Origin of the sequence: Flagellimonas sp., assembly GCF_965601775.1 — a bacterium.
Lineage (GTDB): Bacteria > Bacteroidota > Bacteroidia > Flavobacteriales > Flavobacteriaceae > Flagellimonas.
In genome coordinates this window covers 2,956,724-2,975,732 of the sequence record NZ_OZ271837.1, presented here as the reverse complement: position 1 = coordinate 2,975,732, position 19,009 = coordinate 2,956,724, and the positions used below count along the sequence as shown (strand labels likewise).

At 40.1% G+C, this 19,009-nt stretch carries 16 protein-coding genes; 5 read left to right on the top strand and 11 right to left on the bottom strand.

All coding sequences use genetic code 11. The features are described 5' to 3' along the window. Positions 1-156: 156 nt before the first annotated feature. Positions 157-2,655 (bottom strand): zinc-dependent metalloprotease, encoded by a 2,499-nt coding sequence (locus ACSLUF_RS13790; protein WP_435623345.1) that lies wholly within the window; start codon positions 2,653-2,655, stop codon positions 157-159. A 267-nt stretch (positions 2,656-2,922) separates the two neighbouring features. Between ACSLUF_RS13790 and ACSLUF_RS13785 the strand changes: the two genes are divergently transcribed. Both ACSLUF_RS13785 and ACSLUF_RS13780 read left to right on the top strand, forming a co-directional pair. Further along, positions 2,923-3,660 (top strand): hypothetical protein, encoded by a 738-nt coding sequence (locus ACSLUF_RS13785; RefSeq protein ID WP_435623344.1) that lies wholly within the window; start codon positions 2,923-2,925, stop codon positions 3,658-3,660. Positions 3,661-3,993: 333 nt separating this feature from the next. Then, complete coding sequence (locus ACSLUF_RS13780; RefSeq protein WP_435623343.1) at positions 3,994-4,293, top strand: hypothetical protein; 300 nt, start codon at positions 3,994-3,996, stop codon at positions 4,291-4,293. Positions 4,294-4,369: 76 nt separating this feature from the next. Here ACSLUF_RS13780 and ACSLUF_RS13775 read toward each other — a convergent pair whose 3' ends face one another. From ACSLUF_RS13775 to ACSLUF_RS13760, 4 genes are all read right to left on the bottom strand, one after another. Then, positions 4,370-5,800, bottom strand: a complete 1,431-nt coding sequence (locus ACSLUF_RS13775) for an SLC13 family permease (RefSeq protein ID WP_435623342.1) — start codon at positions 5,798-5,800, stop codon at positions 4,370-4,372. Between the two features lie 113 nt (positions 5,801-5,913). Beyond that, positions 5,914-7,605 carry a lysine--tRNA ligase gene (gene lysS, locus ACSLUF_RS13770; RefSeq protein ID WP_435623341.1) on the bottom strand — a complete coding sequence of 564 codons (1,692 nt, stop codon included), beginning with the start codon at positions 7,603-7,605 and terminating at the stop codon, positions 5,914-5,916. Between the two features lie 48 nt (positions 7,606-7,653). Then, positions 7,654-8,211, bottom strand: a complete 558-nt coding sequence (locus tag ACSLUF_RS13765; RefSeq protein WP_435623340.1) for a thioredoxin family protein — start codon at positions 8,209-8,211, stop codon at positions 7,654-7,656. A 96-nt stretch (positions 8,212-8,307) separates the two neighbouring features. Next, the gene (locus ACSLUF_RS13760) at positions 8,308-9,351 is read right to left on the bottom strand and encodes a response regulator transcription factor (protein WP_435623339.1); all 1,044 of its coding nucleotides are present in this window, start codon (positions 9,349-9,351) and stop codon (positions 8,308-8,310) included. 89 nt (positions 9,352-9,440) lie between these two features. Between ACSLUF_RS13760 and ACSLUF_RS13755 the strand changes: the two genes are divergently transcribed. Genes ACSLUF_RS13755 through lipB form a run of 3 tightly spaced genes read left to right on the top strand, consistent with a single transcriptional unit; the run spans position 9,441 to position 11,096 of the window. Further along, the gene (locus ACSLUF_RS13755; protein ID WP_152131518.1) at positions 9,441-9,596 is read left to right on the top strand and encodes a YqaE/Pmp3 family membrane protein; all 156 of its coding nucleotides are present in this window, start codon (positions 9,441-9,443) and stop codon (positions 9,594-9,596) included. A 10-nt stretch (positions 9,597-9,606) separates the two neighbouring features. Then, positions 9,607-10,347 carry a hypothetical protein gene (locus tag ACSLUF_RS13750; RefSeq protein ID WP_435623338.1) on the top strand — a complete coding sequence of 247 codons (741 nt, stop codon included), beginning with the start codon at positions 9,607-9,609 and terminating at the stop codon, positions 10,345-10,347. 32 nt (positions 10,348-10,379) lie between these two features. Continuing rightward, positions 10,380-11,096, top strand: a complete 717-nt coding sequence (gene lipB, locus ACSLUF_RS13745; protein ID WP_435623337.1) for a lipoyl(octanoyl) transferase LipB — start codon at positions 10,380-10,382, stop codon at positions 11,094-11,096. A 53-nt stretch (positions 11,097-11,149) separates the two neighbouring features. Here the strand turns inward: lipB and ACSLUF_RS13740 are convergent, their stop codons facing one another. From ACSLUF_RS13740 to ACSLUF_RS13715, 6 genes are all read right to left on the bottom strand, one after another. Further along, on the bottom strand, positions 11,150-12,193 hold the full coding sequence (locus tag ACSLUF_RS13740) for a hypothetical protein (protein WP_435623336.1): 1,044 nt from the start codon (positions 12,191-12,193) through the stop codon (positions 11,150-11,152). Between the two features lie 15 nt (positions 12,194-12,208). Then, a complete protein-coding gene (locus ACSLUF_RS13735) occupies positions 12,209-12,841 on the bottom strand; it encodes a hypothetical protein (RefSeq protein WP_435623335.1) in 633 nt (210 codons plus the stop codon). Between the two features lie 5 nt (positions 12,842-12,846). Next, entirely contained in the window at positions 12,847-13,959 is a 1,113-nt protein-coding gene (locus tag ACSLUF_RS13730) for a hypothetical protein (protein ID WP_435623334.1), read from the bottom strand. Between the two features lie 20 nt (positions 13,960-13,979). Then, positions 13,980-15,266 (bottom strand): phosphate ABC transporter substrate-binding/OmpA family protein, encoded by a 1,287-nt coding sequence (locus ACSLUF_RS13725; RefSeq protein WP_435623333.1) that lies wholly within the window; start codon positions 15,264-15,266, stop codon positions 13,980-13,982. A gap of 12 nt (positions 15,267-15,278) precedes the next feature. After that, positions 15,279-15,803, bottom strand: coding sequence for a hypothetical protein (locus ACSLUF_RS13720; RefSeq protein ID WP_435623332.1), 525 nt, complete (start codon positions 15,801-15,803; stop codon positions 15,279-15,281). 300 nt (positions 15,804-16,103) lie between these two features. Next, positions 16,104-18,860, bottom strand: coding sequence for a response regulator (locus ACSLUF_RS13715; protein ID WP_435623331.1), 2,757 nt, complete (start codon positions 18,858-18,860; stop codon positions 16,104-16,106). Positions 18,861-19,009 lie beyond the last annotated feature (149 nt).

The following is a 19,009-nucleotide window of genomic DNA, read 5'->3' as shown; positions in this document are numbered from 1 at the left end:
TACTAAAGTAGTCAAACCGATGGCCTAATACCATCATTTGTTGCCAACTTAAGCAATTTCGATGTGAATCCGACAAAAAGTATCATTAAATCGATGAAATGCATGGTTTAAATAAAAAAAGGCCCTCGAGGGGCCTTTTATGCTTTTAAGCTATGATTAACTGGGGTCAAGAATCTTGTCAATGCGTTCCAATACATCCTGCAAATGATATCGACTCATTCTATCATTAGTGCGTCCTAATCCATTTCGAATATCACGTTTAAGATTGTTTAATTCGGCACGGGCTGCAGAACGAATATCGGATTGACTGGTATTTACGACAGTGGATTTTCTATACCCATTGAAACTTGGAAGTTTTCTTTGGTTCTCAGCGGTCATCAAATACTCCAATCTATCCACATGGGCTTTTTGCAGGTTTCTACGATAGGTATCAATTGCTTTTCCACTTCGGGTTTCCGACCAAATACCTCTTCTTAAGTCAGACATCATCTCCAGTAAGCCGTAGGCATCCGTACCATTTACGGTTTCATTCTCAATGATTCTGGCCATTTTACCTAAGTGAAGGATATTATTTAAATACCTTACTTGTGTGGAACGTATTCTTTCTACCGAACCTGAATATTGGATTTTATTGAAAATATTTTGGTCAATAAGCCATTCAGGGGTTTTGAAAAGCTGTTCCTGCATAAAATCCATACACTTTTTTTGATGGTCTCTATCTACATGTGTGTATACTGCCCCATCTTGGTCTGCGGTCTTATAAAATTCATATACACCACCAATATTATTGGAAACATGACCCATATATCTTCTATACTGTCCAACAACTTGTCCATATAGGGTTCCTAGGTCATCATAATTTTCCCCTTCCTCGGTGGTCCATTCCATCAGTTTGGGAACAATGCGTTTTAGATTTTCAATGCCATATAGACTGGCTTTGACAGCATCATCACCTATATCCTCAGTTTGCGAGCTAGGGTCATGGACATCACCTACTTGCTGGTGACCAAAACGGTACATGGGGTCATCCTCATGTGCTCTAATCCAACTGTTTAGAATTGGTTTTTCTTCTTCAGCGGTTTTATCCATTATAGGCTTGTATCCCCAACGAATGGCATGCTTGTCATAGACACCAATATCTGGCATCATGGCAACACCTTCATCTCCCGGCTGTGCAACGTAATTGAACCGCGCATAATCCATTATGGATGGAGCGGTACCATATTTTTGGGTGAAACTCGCAGAGCGTAGTGAATCTACAGGAAAAGCCACACTGCTTCCCATGTTGTGCGGTAGCCCCAGGGTGTGTCCCACTTCATGTGCGGATACAAAGCGTATCAATCTACCCATAATCTCATCCTTAAATTCCACCCCACGAGCCTCAGGATTGATTGCTGCTGTTTGGACAAAGAACCAGTTGCGCAACAATGTCATTACGTTATGGTACCAATTAATGTCGGATTCCAAAATCTCACCACTCCTTGGATCACTGACATGTGGTCCATTAGCATTTGGAATGGGTGAAGCCAAATAACGTACAACGGAATACCTCACGTCCTCTGGAGACCATTCTGGGTCTTCTTCCACAGAAGGGGGGTCCTTGGCAATTATGGCATTTTTAAACCCGGCTTCTTCAAAGGCCACTTGCCAATCTTCTATTCCCTGTTTTATATATGGTATCCATCTTTTTGGAGTAGCGCGGTCCACATAATACACAATCTGCTTTTTGGGTTCTACCAGTTCACCCGCCTTGTATTTTTCAATATCCTCATCTTTTACCTCTAAACGCCATCTATCCAAATAACGGACGGTTTTGCTCTCTTGGGCATCCAAACCATAATCAACCTGCCCTCTGGCAAACCAGCCTACACGTTCATCAAAATACCTTCTTTTCATTTGCTCCTTGGGCAACAGAATCATGGAATTATTGATTTCTACTGAAATCGAACCCAAACTTTGGTTGCTTGGCGGTTCTTTGGCGAAATAGGTCTTTACATGTCTAGCTTCTATATTTAGTGGGTAACTTTTTATGGATTCAATAAAGCTTCTATCCGAGTCCAATCTACTTACCTTATATCGTGTTCGATAAAAACCAGGCATTCCAATAGCATTGACATCTTTGGTGAACATCGGGTCCACTTCAATGACTGTTGCAGGATTGAGGGAATCTTTCTTATTGAATGCTTTAATATCAAAAGCGAACAAAACCGGTTCAAAATTAGAATTGACCACAGCCTCATGCACCGGAAGAGAATCAGCTGCAACATTTCCATAAGAGACTACTCTGAGCAATACTTTTTTCGGCTTTTTCTCCCAGCGTAGCACCTGGGTATTGATTTTGCCACCACCAAAACCAATTCCTGTGGCTGTTTTGGAGATTCGGCTTACCATAAGCATTTCCCTATTGAATAGGGAGTCAGGAATTTCGTAGAAGTGTTTGTCATCTACTTGATGAACCTGAAAAAGACCTTCATCGGTTTTTGCTTCTTTGGTGATCACCTTGTCATACGGTTTGATAGCCCCTTTTTTAGGTTTAGGAGTACTGGACTGCTCTGTTTTTTTCTTCTTCTTTTTAAAAAGTTGGGCATTTGAAGAAGGAATTAGCGCCAACATAAAAAGCGCAAGTAGCGCTTTGGGAAGTAATTTTTGAATCATTATAAGGTAATAAGTAGTTTTTAGCGAGCCTAAAGAACTTAAAAAACACGATAACAGACTGTTAAATAAATATTAAGTGTGATTTTTTTTCAAAAATGTTCTAACCTATGGGAGTATCTAATTTTACTGATAGTTTCCGTTAAAAGCCACGCTATTTTGGCGATACGAGAGGATTTCTTTTTGCTAAAAAAATGAAAATACCTGTAACAATTTAAAATTAGGGGAGTCTTATAGGCATACATCATCAATCAAAAAATTCAATCAAAAATGAGCAAGTTATTATTAATTTACGGATGTGCCCTTTTAGGTAGTTCAGCCGTAGCAGATGAACAACAAAGTACGGTAAGTACACCTGCCGACCAGCAACAAATTACCACAAGTACGTTTGAGAACAATTTTACAGTATTGAATATCAATGCTGAAGTAGAAGGATTGGAGTCCACATACCACTGGACTACTGAAGATTCCTTTGAACTAAATCTTAACGAAATAGAGTATCTAGAGGATGAGAACGAGTTGGAACTCGGTTTTGATACCGCCGACTATCTCCCAGAAGGCTTTGATCCTTATGAAACCTATTTTGATTTGAATTCCATTATATACGTTGAAAGTGAAGTTGAATTTGACCTAGGTTTTGATACCGAGGACTATTTACCACGTGGTTTTGATCCATATGCCGAAGTATTGGACGTACATGCCATCAACTATATAGAGGAAGAAGACGTGGATTTAGGTTTTGATACCAAGGATTATTTGCCAGAAGGATTTTCTCCTTATGAAGAGTACTTTAATCCAAATGCGGTACCATTTATTGAGGAAAACACTGAGGTAGAATTGGAACTAGGTTTGGATAGCACGTATGAGCTACCTGAAGGTTTTAATCCTTACACAGACACAATCGGAATTGCTTCCGTAAACTATATAGAATTGGAAGATGAGGATTTAGGTTTTGAAACCGCTCCTTACCTACCAGAAGGTTTTGATCCCTACTCAAGGGTCAAATAAGTAGGATGTTTGATTTCATTTTACAAATTTTTGAGTTGTTAGTCAAGGAAAGCCCTCGCAAGAGGGCTTTTTAGTTGAATCCATTTATGGAAGGGTTCATTAACAAAACAATAACACAAAATTCGATTAAGTGTAAATGGCAAAAAGAGCTTCATTTCTTTGCTAAACTGTCAATTTTAAGCTTTCGGGAGTATCACTTTTTCAGTGTCAGAATCAAAGTGTTAAAGAAGTGATTATCCCTTGCTATTTCTGGATTCGTTAAGGAAAGACTAATTATAATAAAGTTAGGAATTCGGGGTTTTATCTTTGTACTATTATTAAAAAGCGACAACTATGATTACCAAAAATACCTTTAAAACAATATTGATGTTGACCTTAGGTCTGTCGGTATTTACAAGTTATGGATTTAATACTGCTGAAGACTTTGATATCAGCACAGTTGAGTTCATTGAAGAAGAACAAGAATGGGAACTTGGGTTCGATACAGCCCAATATTTACCAGAAAATTTTGATCCCTATAGCGGAATCATTTCAGTAAAAGCCATCAACTTTATCGAAGATTGTGAAGAGGTTGAATTAGGATTTCAAACTGGAGGATATCTACCATTGGGATTTGACCCGTATATACAATAAGAGTTAGAGTTAGTTTCTTACTTTTTTTTGAGTTAGTTAGTTAGTGAATGGCCTCCTCCTCGGAGGCCATTTTCTTTTAGAATAGTAGGGGTATTACAAACTGAAATACCAATACCAGAAGAGCAACCGCGATAAGGTTAAGGATTACCCCTACACGGGCCATTTGAGGTACCTTTACATATCCACTGGCAAATACAATGGCATTGGGCGGGGTGGCCATGGGCAGCATAAAAGCACAACTACTCGCCATGGTAACTGGAATCAATAGATAAAGGATAGGTATATCAAGACCTATGGCAATCCCTGCCACCACTGGAGCTAAAACAGCGACTAAGGCAACATTACTCATCAATTCCGTCATAAAAAGCATTAGAATAATCAACAAAAAGGCGGTAAATAGTATACTGATATCACTCTGGGCAATGGTTGATGCCACCAAATCGACTATTCCGCTAACCGACATTCCCTTGGCTAAGGCAAGCCCTCCCCCAAATAGTATTAATATGCCCCAGGCTAATTTGGAAGTATCCTTCCAATTAATGATGAAATCACCTTGCTTTATATTATAGGGAATTGCAAACAACGAAATAGCGGCAAATATGCTGATCATAGTATCTGACAATCCCAAAGTTGGGAAAATGGAGTTGATTAAAGTTCGGAATATCCATAAGAACACGGTAACTGCGAAAATAACCAAGACCATTTTTTCCTTTCCCGAAGTAGGCCCTAATTTTTCTAATTCAAGCTGAATAACTTCCTTGGAGGCATTGAACTTCAGGTCACGATTAGGGAACATCCATTTGACCAATACCAAATAACTGATTCCAATCATAATCATTGAGAAGGGCAGTCCTAAGGTCATCCATTTTAGAAAAGAAATCTCAATATTGTATTCGTTTTCCAGAAGACCAATTAAAACTGAATTTGGGGGAGTTCCGATTACAGTAGCTATTCCACCCGCATTGGCTGAAAAGGCAATTCCCAACATCACGCTCAAGGCAAAGTTTTTATCATTTTGGGTAAAACCGTCTTCATCATCAATCAACAAGGATATCACGGAAAGGGCAATGGGAAGCATCACCACAGTGCTAGCCGTATTGCTAATCCACATGCTTAACGAAGCCGTGGCAATCATAAATCCAAGAATCACGCGATTTGGAGTGGTTCCTGTAAGTCTAATAATGTTCAGGGCAATTCGACGATGTAGATTTACTTTCTCCAAAGCCAATGCCATCACAAAACCACCAAAGAATAGAAACACAATGGGGCTTCCATAGTTTGCACCAACATCAGCAATGGGTAAAATTTTCAATAGGGGGAAAAGTAAAAGGGGTAAAAGCGCGGTAACCGATATGGAAACAGCCTCGGTAATCCACCATATCAGCATCCAAGCAGCAACCGCAATAACATGGTCTCCTTTTTCCGAAACCAGCTCAATGGGAAGATTAATTAAAATTAGAAAAGCTACTGGGCCAAGTAACAGTCCCCATTTTTTACTTTTTTCCATATGGAAGCCTAAGCTAGACTTTTTTAGGGAAATACGAAAAATGTCTTGAAGGACAATAATTGCAATTAAAACCTAGAAATGTTCGACCAAGAAATGGTAAACGGATGGAGCACTTAGTTTTTAGCTTTGGCGAATAGCCCATCCTCGTTTTTTTCCACTTCAAATAGTCCCAATTTGGATAAGTTTTTAGTGCTCTTATCCCATTTTTTGCCACTAAGAGCCGATTTTTCCTTCAATTCGGACAATGGCATTGCACCAACAGGCTTCAAAATATCCATAATGATTTTTTCCTCCTCGGTCAGCTGAACCTGTTTTTTCTCAGGTCGCATTTGCGGGAAGAACAATACTTCTTGAATCGAGGCATTATTGGTCAATAGCATAACCAAACGATCAATTCCAATCCCTATACCGGAAGTTGGGGGCATACCGTACTCAAGGGCTCGTAGAAAATCTTGATCGATAAACATGGCTTCGTCATCTCCCTTTTCAGAAAGCTTTAACTGGTCTTCAAAACGTTCACGCTGGTCAATGGGGTCGTTCAACTCAGAATATGCATTAGCCAGTTCCTTCCCATTTACCATTAACTCGAACCGTTCGGTCAAAGCCGGATTATTTCTATGTTCTTTCGTCAGAGGACTCATTTCCTTGGGGTAATCGGTAATGAATGTAGGCTGTATATAATGGTGCTCACATTTTTCCCCAAAAATCTCATCTATCAGTTTTCCTACGCCCATGGTTTCATCCACTTCGATTTCCAGCTTTTGGGCAACCTCTCGAAGTTGTTCTTCGTTCATGCCAGTAATATCGAAACCTGTATGTGTTTTAATGGCCTCCAACATCGGTACCCTTGGATACGGTGCTTTAAAGTCGATTAGGTTTTCACCCACCTGTACTTGGGTACTTCCATTGGAATCCAGAGCCACTTTTTCTAAAAGTTCCTCGGTAGTGTCCATCATCCAGTTGTAGTCTTTATAGGCTACATACAGTTCCATCACAGTGAATTCGGGATTGTGCGTACGGTCCATTCCTTCATTCCTGAAGTCTTTGGAGAACTCATACACCCCGTCAAAACCACCTACAATAAGTCTTTTCAGGTACAACTCATTGGCAATTCGCAAATACAAAGGTACATTCAGCGCATTGTGATGGGTCAAAAAAGGTCGAGCTGCAGCTCCTCCTGGAATGGGCTGCAAAATGGGAGTTTCAACCTCCAAATACCCCTTCTGATTATAAAATTCGCGGATACTATTGGTAATTTTGGTCCGCTTGATGAAGGTTTCCTTTACCGAAGGATTCACTACCAAATCCACATAACGTTGGCGATACCTTAGCTCTGGGTCGTTAAATTCATCATAGGTATTTCCCTCCGCATCCACTTTAGGCAAGGGCAGGGGGCGCAAAGCTTTGCTCAATACCGTAAAGTTTTTGACCATAACCGTTTTTTCTCCCACTTGTGTGGTGAACAAGGAACCCTCTACACCGATGATGTCACCAATATCGAGTAGTTTTTTATATACCTCATTGTAGAGTGTTTTGTCCTCGCCTGGACAAATCTCATCTCGATTAAAGTATACCTGAATACGGCCCTCGCCGTCTTGAAGCTCTGCAAAGGAGGCTTTTCCTTGAATTCTTCGTGACATTAGCCTACCGGAAATAACCACCTGTTTTCCTTCTTCAAAATCGTTCTTAATGATTTTGGATGTAGCATCAATGGGGTATAGTGCTGCTGGGTAAGGGTTTATTCCCATTTCCCTGAGCTTTGTCAATTTCTCTCTACGAACGATTTCCTGTTCCGATAGCTGCATGTCTGAAAAAAATTAAAGCGCAAAATTACACTTTTGCGCTTTAATTTTTCACTCGGTCTTGCTCAAGTTGGCATAATTGGGGATATAGGGTTTCCCCAGAAGAATTTGAGCCATATCTTCTTCAAGTGATTCTACCGGACTTTCCACAATTCTGTTCACTTCTTTGCCATCCTTTAAAAAGAGAAGCGTGGGCACTTTAATGATGTCCCAACCTTTTTCTTCACCGGTTGGACTTTTTTTATAGTGCTCCTTTCTTCGGTCTAGGGCAACTATTTCCAGCTGCTCCGCTGGGAATCCACCTTCGGTTAGAATTTTTAAAATTCGTGGCACCTCACGTTTGCTATCCCCACACCAAGTCCCCAGGAATAATTTGATTTCATGTTTTTTCAAGGATTTTTTGAGCATGCGAACCATCTGCTCATCAACCTGATACGAAGCGTAACCACTTTTAAACCAGGTCTGATAGGGTTCATTTTCCAATCCCTCTTTTGTGATTTTTCCGACCATAAATTTTTTGCCGTTTTCCAAAACGATTTCCTTATTGTACTCTTGGCCAAAACCGACAAATAGAAATAGTGATAAAACTGCTGTTACAATTGTTTTCATGAATTAAAGAATTGATTAGAGTCGAAAATTCACGAAAAGGGAGGAGTGAATGGAAAAGTGAAGGATGGATTTTGGGTCTAGACCCAGGGTGGAAATCTATTTTTCCAAAAGGGCTAGGATGTCTTCCCTACTGGAAACATTGAGTTTCTTATAGAGATTGTTGATATGGGTCTTAACGGTACTATGGCTCACAAAAAGGGTAGCAGCAATCTCTTTATTGCTTTTTCCTTCCTTGATTTGATCAACAATTTTTTGTTCTTGTGGGGTGAGTTTATGCAGAAATTCGGCGGACTGTTTCCTTTTTCGATTTCTAAGAAGAAGAAAAATATTGAAACCAAGAGAAACCGCCAACAAGAGTAATAGAATCCATTGCCATTGGAAAACAGAAGAATTTCCAAAACTGGCCAATTGTTTGTCAGCAATTAGTTCAGCTTCATATTGCTGGGTAAAACTGGCTACAGGATAGGAATTTTGAAGTCGATAAAGTAACTCGTCATAATATGGATTTTGGATTATGTCCTCTAGATAAAAACCGTAGGTTTCATTTTTTTTGTCAGAAAGAAAATCGAAAATATAAAGTTCAACCAAGGGTTCTTCTCCATTTTCACCATACTCCTGCAGTTTTGCGAACCAGTTTTTAGAATTTAACGCTAAGTTGGTGTCGCTTCGAAATTCTGTGAAGTCGAATATCATTTCTTCCTTGAATCCTTCAATTTCCAAAATCAATTTCGATTTGGGATTAGTAGATTCAATGGTACACAAGGCTTGGTTTTCAAATGAAGTGGGAAATTGGATGGAATCAGTGTTCTTGGCAATGAACAACACATTGGGGCTGTTCTGGCATTGACCCAAAAAGTGAGCAGATTCTTTATCCTCTTCGCAGTTATCCAAATGAATCCGGTAAATTCTATTTTCAGTAGGAAGATTGTTTCCTTCAAAATAAAAGACTCCGGTAGAATCAACTTCTGTTTTTCGGATGATTTGGTCCAAATAGATGCGAGAGGATTTTCTATAGTCCTCTACCAAAGAAAGATAAATGGATTTGCCTGCATTTTCTTGGGCCATCTGTCCAGAAAACCGATACTGTCCCTGTATGGACCAAAAGGATAGGCAGACCAGTAAGAACATCCATTTTTTCATAGCGTAAAACTAATACGATAAAATTAAAAGATCGTTGTAACAAAATACGAATGTAAACTACTTATAAAGTACATCATCATCAATCAAATATGAGTTTCTGGAGAGTTTTATTGGCCATTTTGTTTCCTCCGTTGTCGGTCATCGGAAAAGGTTGTGGTTCGTTTCTTATTGTCTTACTTTTGACATTGTGCGGGTGGGTTCCAGGTGTAATTGGGGCGCTCGTCATCCTAAATAACACGAACTAAAATCAAGACCATGAAACGTATACATTTTTTCATAATGGCTATCGCCGTTGTGTTCGCTACTTCCTGCAATTTTACCGAGGAAATCACCATTAACGAAGACGGTTCGGGCAAATTGTCCATTAATTTTGACGGTTCTGAGCTTATGGAAATGGCAGGAGAGGAGATGATGAAAGACAACGAAAAAGCGGTGGATTCCCTGATTTCATTCAAGGATATATTGGAAGAAAAGAAAGATAGCATTGCCCAATTGTCTCCCGAAGAACAGGCTAAATTAAAGAAGTTGGAGCGATTCAATATGCATATGCTCATGGACCCGGAAGCAAAGCAAATGAAGTTTGACCTATTCAGCGAGTTCAAAAATGTGAACGAAGTGAATGATGCTTTTAATGCTTTTCAAAGTGCAAGTACTTTGGGTCCAAATAGTAATCAAGGTAATCAACCCAAAATAGGGGGAGAAGAGCCAACTACCGAAGTGAACTATAACTATTCCGGCAATACATTTTCAAGAACTGCAAAAATTATCGACCAAGAATTGTTTCAGCAGAGCATTGATAGTCTTCAAGGCGCTGAGATGTTTCTTTCCGGGTCTACCTACACGCTCAAGTACCATTTTCCAAAACGCGTGAAATCAGCTTCAGCAGAGGGGGCTACCTTCAGTGCAGACGGCAAGACACTTATTTACGAGGTGAAGTTCTTAGATCTAATGAAAGACCCTTCTGTACTGGACCTGGAGGTAGAATTGGAAAACTAGTTTTCCGCACTAGCTATTCGTATCTTTGCAGAATGAACAAAAAGGTCATTCTAGAAAACTTGGGTCGCAAAGACTACAAGGAAACTTGGGATTACCAGGAAATGCTTTTCAAGCAAATCGTGGACACCAAAATCGCCAACCGAAGGAGTGGAAGCGAATTGGAAACCCCTAACTATTTTTTGTTTGTGGAACACCCTCATGTCTACACTTTGGGAAAGAGTGGAGATATCAATAATCTGTTGGTGGATGACAAGGTACTCAAGGATAAGAATGCTACTTTTTACAAAATAAATCGCGGAGGCGATATCACCTATCATGGACCTGGACAAGTGGTTGGGTATCCTATCTTGGATTTGGATAACTTCTTTACCGATATTCACAAGTACCTGCGTTTTTTGGAAGAAATGGTGATTTTGACCCTGGCAGAATATGGGCTCAAAGGACAACGTTCTGAAGGAGAAACGGGGGTATGGTTGGATGTTGGAACTCCATTTGCCCGAAAAATATGTGCCATGGGGGTGCGGGCTAGCCGTTGGGTGACCATGCATGGCTTTGCACTCAACGTGAATACGGATTTGGGTTATTTCGATTTAATGATTCCTTGTGGCATAAAAGACAAGGCTGTAACATCACTCAATGTGGAATTGGGGAAACAGGAAATCAGTATGGGGGAGGTCCAGCAAAAATTGCTCAAACATTTCCAAACGCTTTTTGAAGCCCAGCTCGAAACTTCTAAGGCAGCGATCTAAACCCATCCCTTTCAAATTCAGGACAATTGGGAACAAGCTTACAGTGAATCTATTCATTCACAATCATCAGCTAAGTGTTCCATACCCATGTTTCTTGCTGCTTCGCACTCAAGTCGTTTCATGGCGTCCTCAATGCGTTGTATTTCCCTATTCATCCGTTCTCTGCATAAATTGTCTCTACAAAGCTTTCTACGCTCTTTAAAATTTTCTTTATCCGATGATAAAATTTGCAAACGTCTGTTGAAATCTTGCATTGCAGCATTGATATCAGTTCCTGTCTCCCCTCCAATATATGTTGGCTTGTACTCAGTAGCATCAAAGGTCCTAGCTGTGGATCGCATGAATCGTAGCTCAGCCTGAATGGAATCTGAAGAACCATCACCACCGATATTTACTTTGGTGTAAACCGCTAAACGATTGCAATTTTTAAATACGGTATCTTTCATGATACCCACCATAAAACCGACCATAGGGACAGAGGTTTTGAAAGTGGTGGGATTGGTATCGAAATAGATTTCCACGGTATTGGTAATTCCAGTATGAGCTTCAACCAACTGGCCTTTATACCCTTCTGTAATACTACTCCATACGATATGCGATGGCATAGGTTCAGGATGCTCTGCAAGTTCCGCTGCGGAATTGAAAAAATCCACGATGTTCCGATAATCGTTTTCAAACCGACCCTCAGCAGTTCCTCGAATTTTGCGCGTAACTGCCCGTTTTTTTCCGTCCGATTTATCGAAAAAGTAATTCACCATTTGACCATTGGCAAGCCATATGGCGCCATCAATTCTTCCTCGATTATCTTCATAGGAGCCAAAGTTCACATTAAAGAACCCCCTAAAACCACTTGGGAACAGAATGGAACCATCAGCCGAATTGACATAATAATCCATTTCAATTCTCTGGGTACGTCCACTCATGGTAAACTTGACGTCTGCCTTAATTTTATAATCAAAATTAAAAACACCATTGATGTTGTTAACAGGATTTGGAGGCATTGGGCTTTCAGCTTCCAATGGAGCCAAACATTGTGATTGTAAAAAGGTAAGGCCAAAGACCATAAGTCCCATGCTAACAAAGACAGCTTTTTTCATGATTCTTGTTTGAAGTTAAATCTCGTCTACTTGAATGTATTTTATAGGTAAGGACAACTCATCTCCCCATTTCCAATTGCTTGTAAATATTCCGTGAATTACAATGGGTATTCTACCGGCCTCTGAAGTGGTAAATAGCATATTGATTTCCCTGTTGTTCTGGTTAACATTGACTGAATACCTTCTGCCTTGATTCCCAACTTGTATTGATGCCAAGCCGTTGGGAAAATCCTTGTTTAAATCTGCTAGCAGGTGTTTTCTGTCTGCTAATACTATTTTTAGTCGGTACCTCTTATTTTGTTGAGCATTAAAGTATATGATGCCACCATTAATGTAGTCCCCGCTGATGATATAGTTTTTCGTGTAGATTCCGGAAAACCGTATTTCCAGATGCTGATGATAGAGCTTTTTAGGAGTAATCTTAACTTTTTTTCGACTTGGAATCTTAAGCTCTTTTTCGGTGACATTTAAGATGGGCAATTTACTTGCCTTAAAGTTCTTTGTCAATTCAGCATTTTTAAATGACAGGTCACCAGGTTTAACGGTAAGCACTGAGCCCAATTTTTTCTCCGCAACCTTTTTGCCCAGTTGGGCACTAAGTCCGATGCTTACAAAAGCACATATAACGGTTAGAATTACTCTTTTCATGATGTTTATTTTTGAACTAGAAATAGTAAATGATGGTCATCTGTAAATTTTGGCGGAAGGCAAATGTCTGCTTCCAGATAGATGGGACGCACAGCGGTATCCATTAATTTATTGAGACCATATTGCAGGGAACCCATAAATGTGGTGGCAAATATCTTGGCAACCCTGTTAGTGCGAACATTGGTACCAATAACTTCTGCCTTGATATTGGTGCCATCACATGCCACTCTAAATTTCACTTCGACATCAACCAACCTAGATGGTGCTATATCGACATCCAAGCGGGCTACGTTGTCTGGAAAACTACTTTTATGCTTGATGCCTACATGGGTACGCCCTTGCTTGCGCCCCCATTTTCTATCGGATAGCTCACCTCCCGGCCCCAGGGCATTACCTATGGCTCCTTCCAAGACTTCCTCAAGTACTTCCCTTTGAAAACCAATATTGGTTTTACCTAAACTGGTGACCCATGGAAAATTGGCCAGTTTTGCACTTGACTTCCATTTGTAGTGTGAGCGAAGGGTACGATTACTTAGAGAAAACTCTTGACGATATCCATCTCGTTTTGCTATTTTTTGACTGGCATTGTAGCTGTAAATAGTATAGGGACTACCTCCCCGATTGGTGCTTTTACGGTCTTTTGGATTGTTTATCAACAATTCTACCCGATCAAACTCCCAAATATCATTGCCGTTGATACCCAAGGTCAATTGTGTAATTTGCCTGACCGTGGGAATAAGCGTTGTCCCTTTTATTGGATCGGTGAGCACTACGTCATAAATCTCCCATTCATTTCTTTGCCTATCATCACCTCCTTGCAAGAGCCAAAAACGCTGGTTATTGTTCGTCATTTTCACATAGACTTTGGAATCAGTACCCGCTTTATCACGATTAGCAGTGTGAATGCGCAATTGTACGCGCCAGACAGGTAAGGATTCCAAATTGGTAAAATTCCCCATGGCAAAATAGGGTAGTTTCTTTGCCGGTAGTTTTACACCTCGTGGTAATTTTTTGCTTCCCAAAGGGGTTTTGTTGGCTCCTCGCAGTTGAGAAATACCTTCGTTGATTCCCAATGTTAGTATTAAAAATCCTAGAACAATAATTTTTAGGGTTTTCATAATTTTTGATTTTAATTGGATTATAGTTTTATAAACTCTACTCTTCGGTTTTGGGCCTTTCCGTCTGACGTGCTGTTATCGCTTACAGGTTCGGATTCGCCCTTACCTTGGGTTTGTAGGCGTGCACTATCAATTCCGTAAACCGTGACCAAGGTGTTTTTTACAGTATTGGCCCTTTTTTCGGAAAGCTCAAGGTTCAAAGTGTCATCTCCATCTGCATCGGTATGTCCCACAATTAAAAGGTCCATACCATCTTCTTGATTCAATACTTGTGAAATTTGGCGAATGATGCCCATAGATTGAGGTTGGAGCTTTGCTGAACCTGACTCAAACAATATCCCATTGGTTGAAATAGCGCCTTCTTCAGTTAATTTTCTACGTAGGTCTTGACCACCCTCAGCTACTTTAAAATTTTTGATGAACAAGCGCTCTTTCCCATCCTTAAATTGGCGGATTTCAAATTTTATGTTGCTAGGAGATACATTGGCAGGAATCATTCTGGGGATATCGATATACTTTCCTTCATCAACCCATAAACGAAATCGTTGTTTATTGACCGCGATTGAAACATGTACTTGGTCCAGCACCTTGTCGCGTATATCCCCATCAATTTTATTGTTGATGGTTCCCCCATTTCGCGCAAAAAAACCAACGGGATGATATTGACAAAAGGGGATATCGATATTCGCAAAGTTGCCCCATTTAAAGGAAGAATTATCGGAAACGCCAACTTTCAGGACTGCTGTAGAGCCGGTTTGTTTATCCAAACCTGTGGCAAGCAAGTCAAATTCAACGGTAAACTCATCGGTCAACTTGGGCACATCAGGCATGTGTACAATCCCATAGCCCGACTTCATTTCAAACCATTTTTCCGAAGAATCTCCAATAGTCACAATTTCACCACTACCATTCGTATTCCATTTAGAGGGGAAGTCACCGACATAATCATTTGAAAAATCATCAAAGAAGACTACTTGGTCACCTGGTACAAAGTCAAACTTGCTGTACACTTCTATGGCGCCATAGTCCATTTCTTCCTCCATGGTTTCCTCATATTCCCCTTCAGCATCAGTGGACGATTGTTTTGATTTCTTTTTTTTCTTTCGAATTTTTTTGCCTGGGGCCTCCAAAATACTGTCCATGGCCTTTTCCGTTTCTTCAGCAGTCTTTTCTTCTACTTTTCTTTGGATAGTTTCTTCTGCAGCTTGTTCGGCCCTTTTCTTTAATTTTTTCCAGAATTGCGCTTCTACGCTTGGGCTTGAGACCAAGAACGCCGTTATAAAAAATAATACTTGTAATGCTCTCATGATGATTGGTTTTTAGATTAAACAAGCCGCTCGGTGAATGGCGAAAGTGAAGGATACCGTTTCACTGTCAAAATCCTTTTCAACGGTTATGAAATAGCCATTGTTCTTTTTTATGATTTCCACGTTATAAAAAAGGTGGTAATATTGGCTGTTTCTAATATCAAGACTGACTTTTTTCCCTTGTTTTTTTATCTTGATTGTGGTAGTAAGGGTACGTTGGGTACTAGCTTGTTTTATACCTATCTGAAGCGGAAAGACGATTTCGAGATATTTGCCTCTTTTCACTACGGTTCCAGACCCGTATCGTACTTCACGGTGAAAGGCAGTGTGTTGTCTGTTTCTAGCATTGAGCTGAACGGAGGCAACTACAAGTTCATGACATCTCCCATTGGAAAGATCATTTACGATTTCATCAAATGTAGTCGGAAGACCAACCGGAATCGACACCTTGGGTTTTACTTTGGGTTTTCCAATTTGTGCATGCAGCACGCAGGTTCCAGAAAAAATGATGAGTAATGGAATGATGATTTTTTTCATGGTGTTATTCTTTAGTAAAGTGTGTGCTTTTGATTATTTTCTTTCTGTTGATAATCTTTAATTTGTATCTACCCTTTTCCAAGTGGTTGATATTCAAAAAAATTTCAAATTGGGGGACCTTTTTTAGTACGCCTTCATATCGCTTTTTCTTCATAATGAGATGAAGGATTTAAAATGGATTAGTTCGAATTGGTAGTTGTTTGGACCAAAACTAAAGACATACCGTGTGGGTGACTTTGACATATGTATCAAAGCCTATGACAGATGTAACATCGATGGTGACGCCTGTTTTACAAGGGTTTAGGAACGATTTTTGCCGTATTGTGAGGGTGAGACGCCGTAGGCTTCCTTAAAGCATTTGGTAAAATAGGAGGGGTCGTTAAAGCCTACTTGATATCCGATTTGTGAAACGTTGATATCACTTTGCTCCAATAATGAAGCTGCCAATTTAAGGCGCTGGGAGCGCACGAACTCCGAAGCGGAGAGACCGGTTAGCGCTTTCAATTTGCGATGAAGTTGCATCCTGCTCATACCTACGGATTCGCTAAATTCCTGTGTGCTAAAGGAGGATGTGGTTAGTTTGGAATCCAAGACATCTTGGACTCGATTCAAAAATTGCTCATCCAAATTGGTGATGGCAATATCTTTGGGCATTAGAATGACCTCTTGGCTGTATCTATTGCGCAATTCCTTTCGAGATGCAATGAGTTTGGCAACCCGAGTTTGTAACAGTTTTGAATTAAAAGGTTTGGTTACATAGGCATCAGCACCGTGTTTGAGACCTTCATATTGGTGTTCTTCATCAGCCTTTGCCGTGAGTAAAATAATGGGCACATGACTGGTACGCTCGTCGCTTTTTAGTTGTTTGCATAGTTCAAGGCCATCGGTCTTTGGCATCATAATATCAGAAATGATCAAGTCCGGCACATATTCCAAAGCTTTTGCTATCCCTTCTTGACCATCATTTGCCAACACAACTTGATATTCGTTTTCAAAACTTGCCTTGATAAACTGACGAACATCTCCATTGTCCTCGACCACCAACAGGATATCGGTATCTGCAATGAGATTGATTTCTTCCGCATCGCTTTCCAAAGCATCAACATGGGGAGTAGTTATTGGTTTTAGGATCTCCGGATGCGTAGCGGTTAGCAATTCCGATTTGAAAGCCTCCTTGTTGAGTGGTAAGGTAATGCTGAACTGCAGCGTATTTTCTTCAGGTTGATTTACTTCGATTACGCCTTTGTGTAAATGGACCAGTTCCCGCACCAATGAAAGCCCAATGCCCACACCATCCTTATGGCTATCCACTTGATAAAAACGGCTAAAAAACTGCTCAATCGAACTGGATTTCAATTCCGTTGGGGTGTTGCTCACATTTAAAACCAACTCCTTGGAAACCTGTTTGGCGGTAAAGTCTATATTGCCACCATTATCGGTATATTTAAACGCATTGGACAAAAGATTGACCGTGATTTTTTCTATGGAGTCTTGATCATACCAAACACTTTTCAAATCGTCCACCTTGGTCTCATAGACGATCTGGTTTTCTTCGGCTGAAAAGACAAAGGCCTCTGCCAAGGTCTTAAGAAAATACCCGAGATTTCCCTCAGAAATTTGCAATTGGTATTTGCCTACCTCCAATTTTGAAAGATCAAGCAATTGATCAACCAGATTCAGCAGACGTTTAGAATTCCGCTGCATCATTTCAAAATCTTTTTGGTCAGTTTTAGAAAGTTTTTTTGCCTCCAGGCGTTTCTCCAAAGGACCTGAAATTAGGGTAAGGGGCGTTCGGAATTCGTGGGAGATATTAGCAAAGAACTTGGATTTTAGTTGATCCAGCTCACGTAGTTTTTTAGTGGTTTTCCGACGGTTTCTTAGAAGGAATAACAAGAAGAATCCAGCCAGAGAGGTAATCCCTATGCCCCCCAGAAGCAGATTTCTTTGATTTCTTTTTTGTTGTTCCGCCAATTCATTTTGGGATTTTAAAAGTGATATTTCCTGTTCCTTTTTGGCGGTATCGTATTGGGTTTCCAGCTCATTTACCTTTTGGGCATTTTGTTCCTTAAGAATACTATCATTCAAGCTTTGATATGCTTCCAGGTATTCATAGGCTTTTTTATATTCTTTTTTCTCCAAATATGCAGTGGCCAAACCGTTTAGAATTTGAGATTTGTTGTAGGAAACATTCAATGATTCATAGATATTCCAGGCTTCGTTCAAATGCGAAATTCCGATGTCCGCATTCCCATAGTGTTTTTCCACATCCGCCAATCCAATCAAACCGTTGGCAACAAGCATTTTATTTTCGGTTTTTTTGGCTAGATCAATTGATTTTTCATAAAACTCCCTAGCTTGTCCGAATTGGTTGAGTTTAAGATGGGCCGCTCCTATCCAACCAGCTATATCACTGACATCATTTGTGCTTGCCGCCGTTTCGTAGTATTGGAGGGGAGGTGTAAATAAATCGATGCTGTTTTGATAATTACCTTTATTGAATTCCAATTTGCCCATATTAAAACCGATGTACATCTCCCCTTCGGTTCTATTCATGGATTTATAAAGGTCCTTGCTGCGTACGAAATACTCTTCCGATTTATCAAAATTGTCCAGTTCCATATAAATTTGGCCAATATTTGAAAGTGAGGCTGCCAAAGCCGGCTCTTTTCGCTCATGATGCTGGAAAATGGAATCAACCTTTAAATAGTTGACCAGGGCATTGTCAAAATCATTTTCGTAATAAAAAGTATTGCCCAAGCGGTAATACGAAAAATAAAGCCCTTCCCAATTATTACTTTTTTTAGCTATATCTAGGGCTTTATAGGTTAATTCCTTGGCTTTATCGTACTGTCCCAGGTAAGTATGCGCCATGGCCATTCTATTATAGCAGGCACTGATTTTGCCATCTTCATCAAGTTGTTTTGCATATTGGAGCGCCTTGTTCATGGAAACAATGACACTATCCAAATCCGATTGAGCCCAGTGATAGGTTGCTTTGTATGTATAACCCTGATAAAACCCCCAGACAAATTCATTTTTCTGGGATAGCGATAGCATTTTCAGATAGTGCGATTTTGAGGAATCCGGGGATATGTAGAGGTAATTGCTAAAAAGCCTTTCCAGTATAACAATCTTTAAACTGTCGCTCTTGGTTTGATGATATACCTGTCTTAAAGAATCAACGTTATATGTGTTTTGCCCGTATG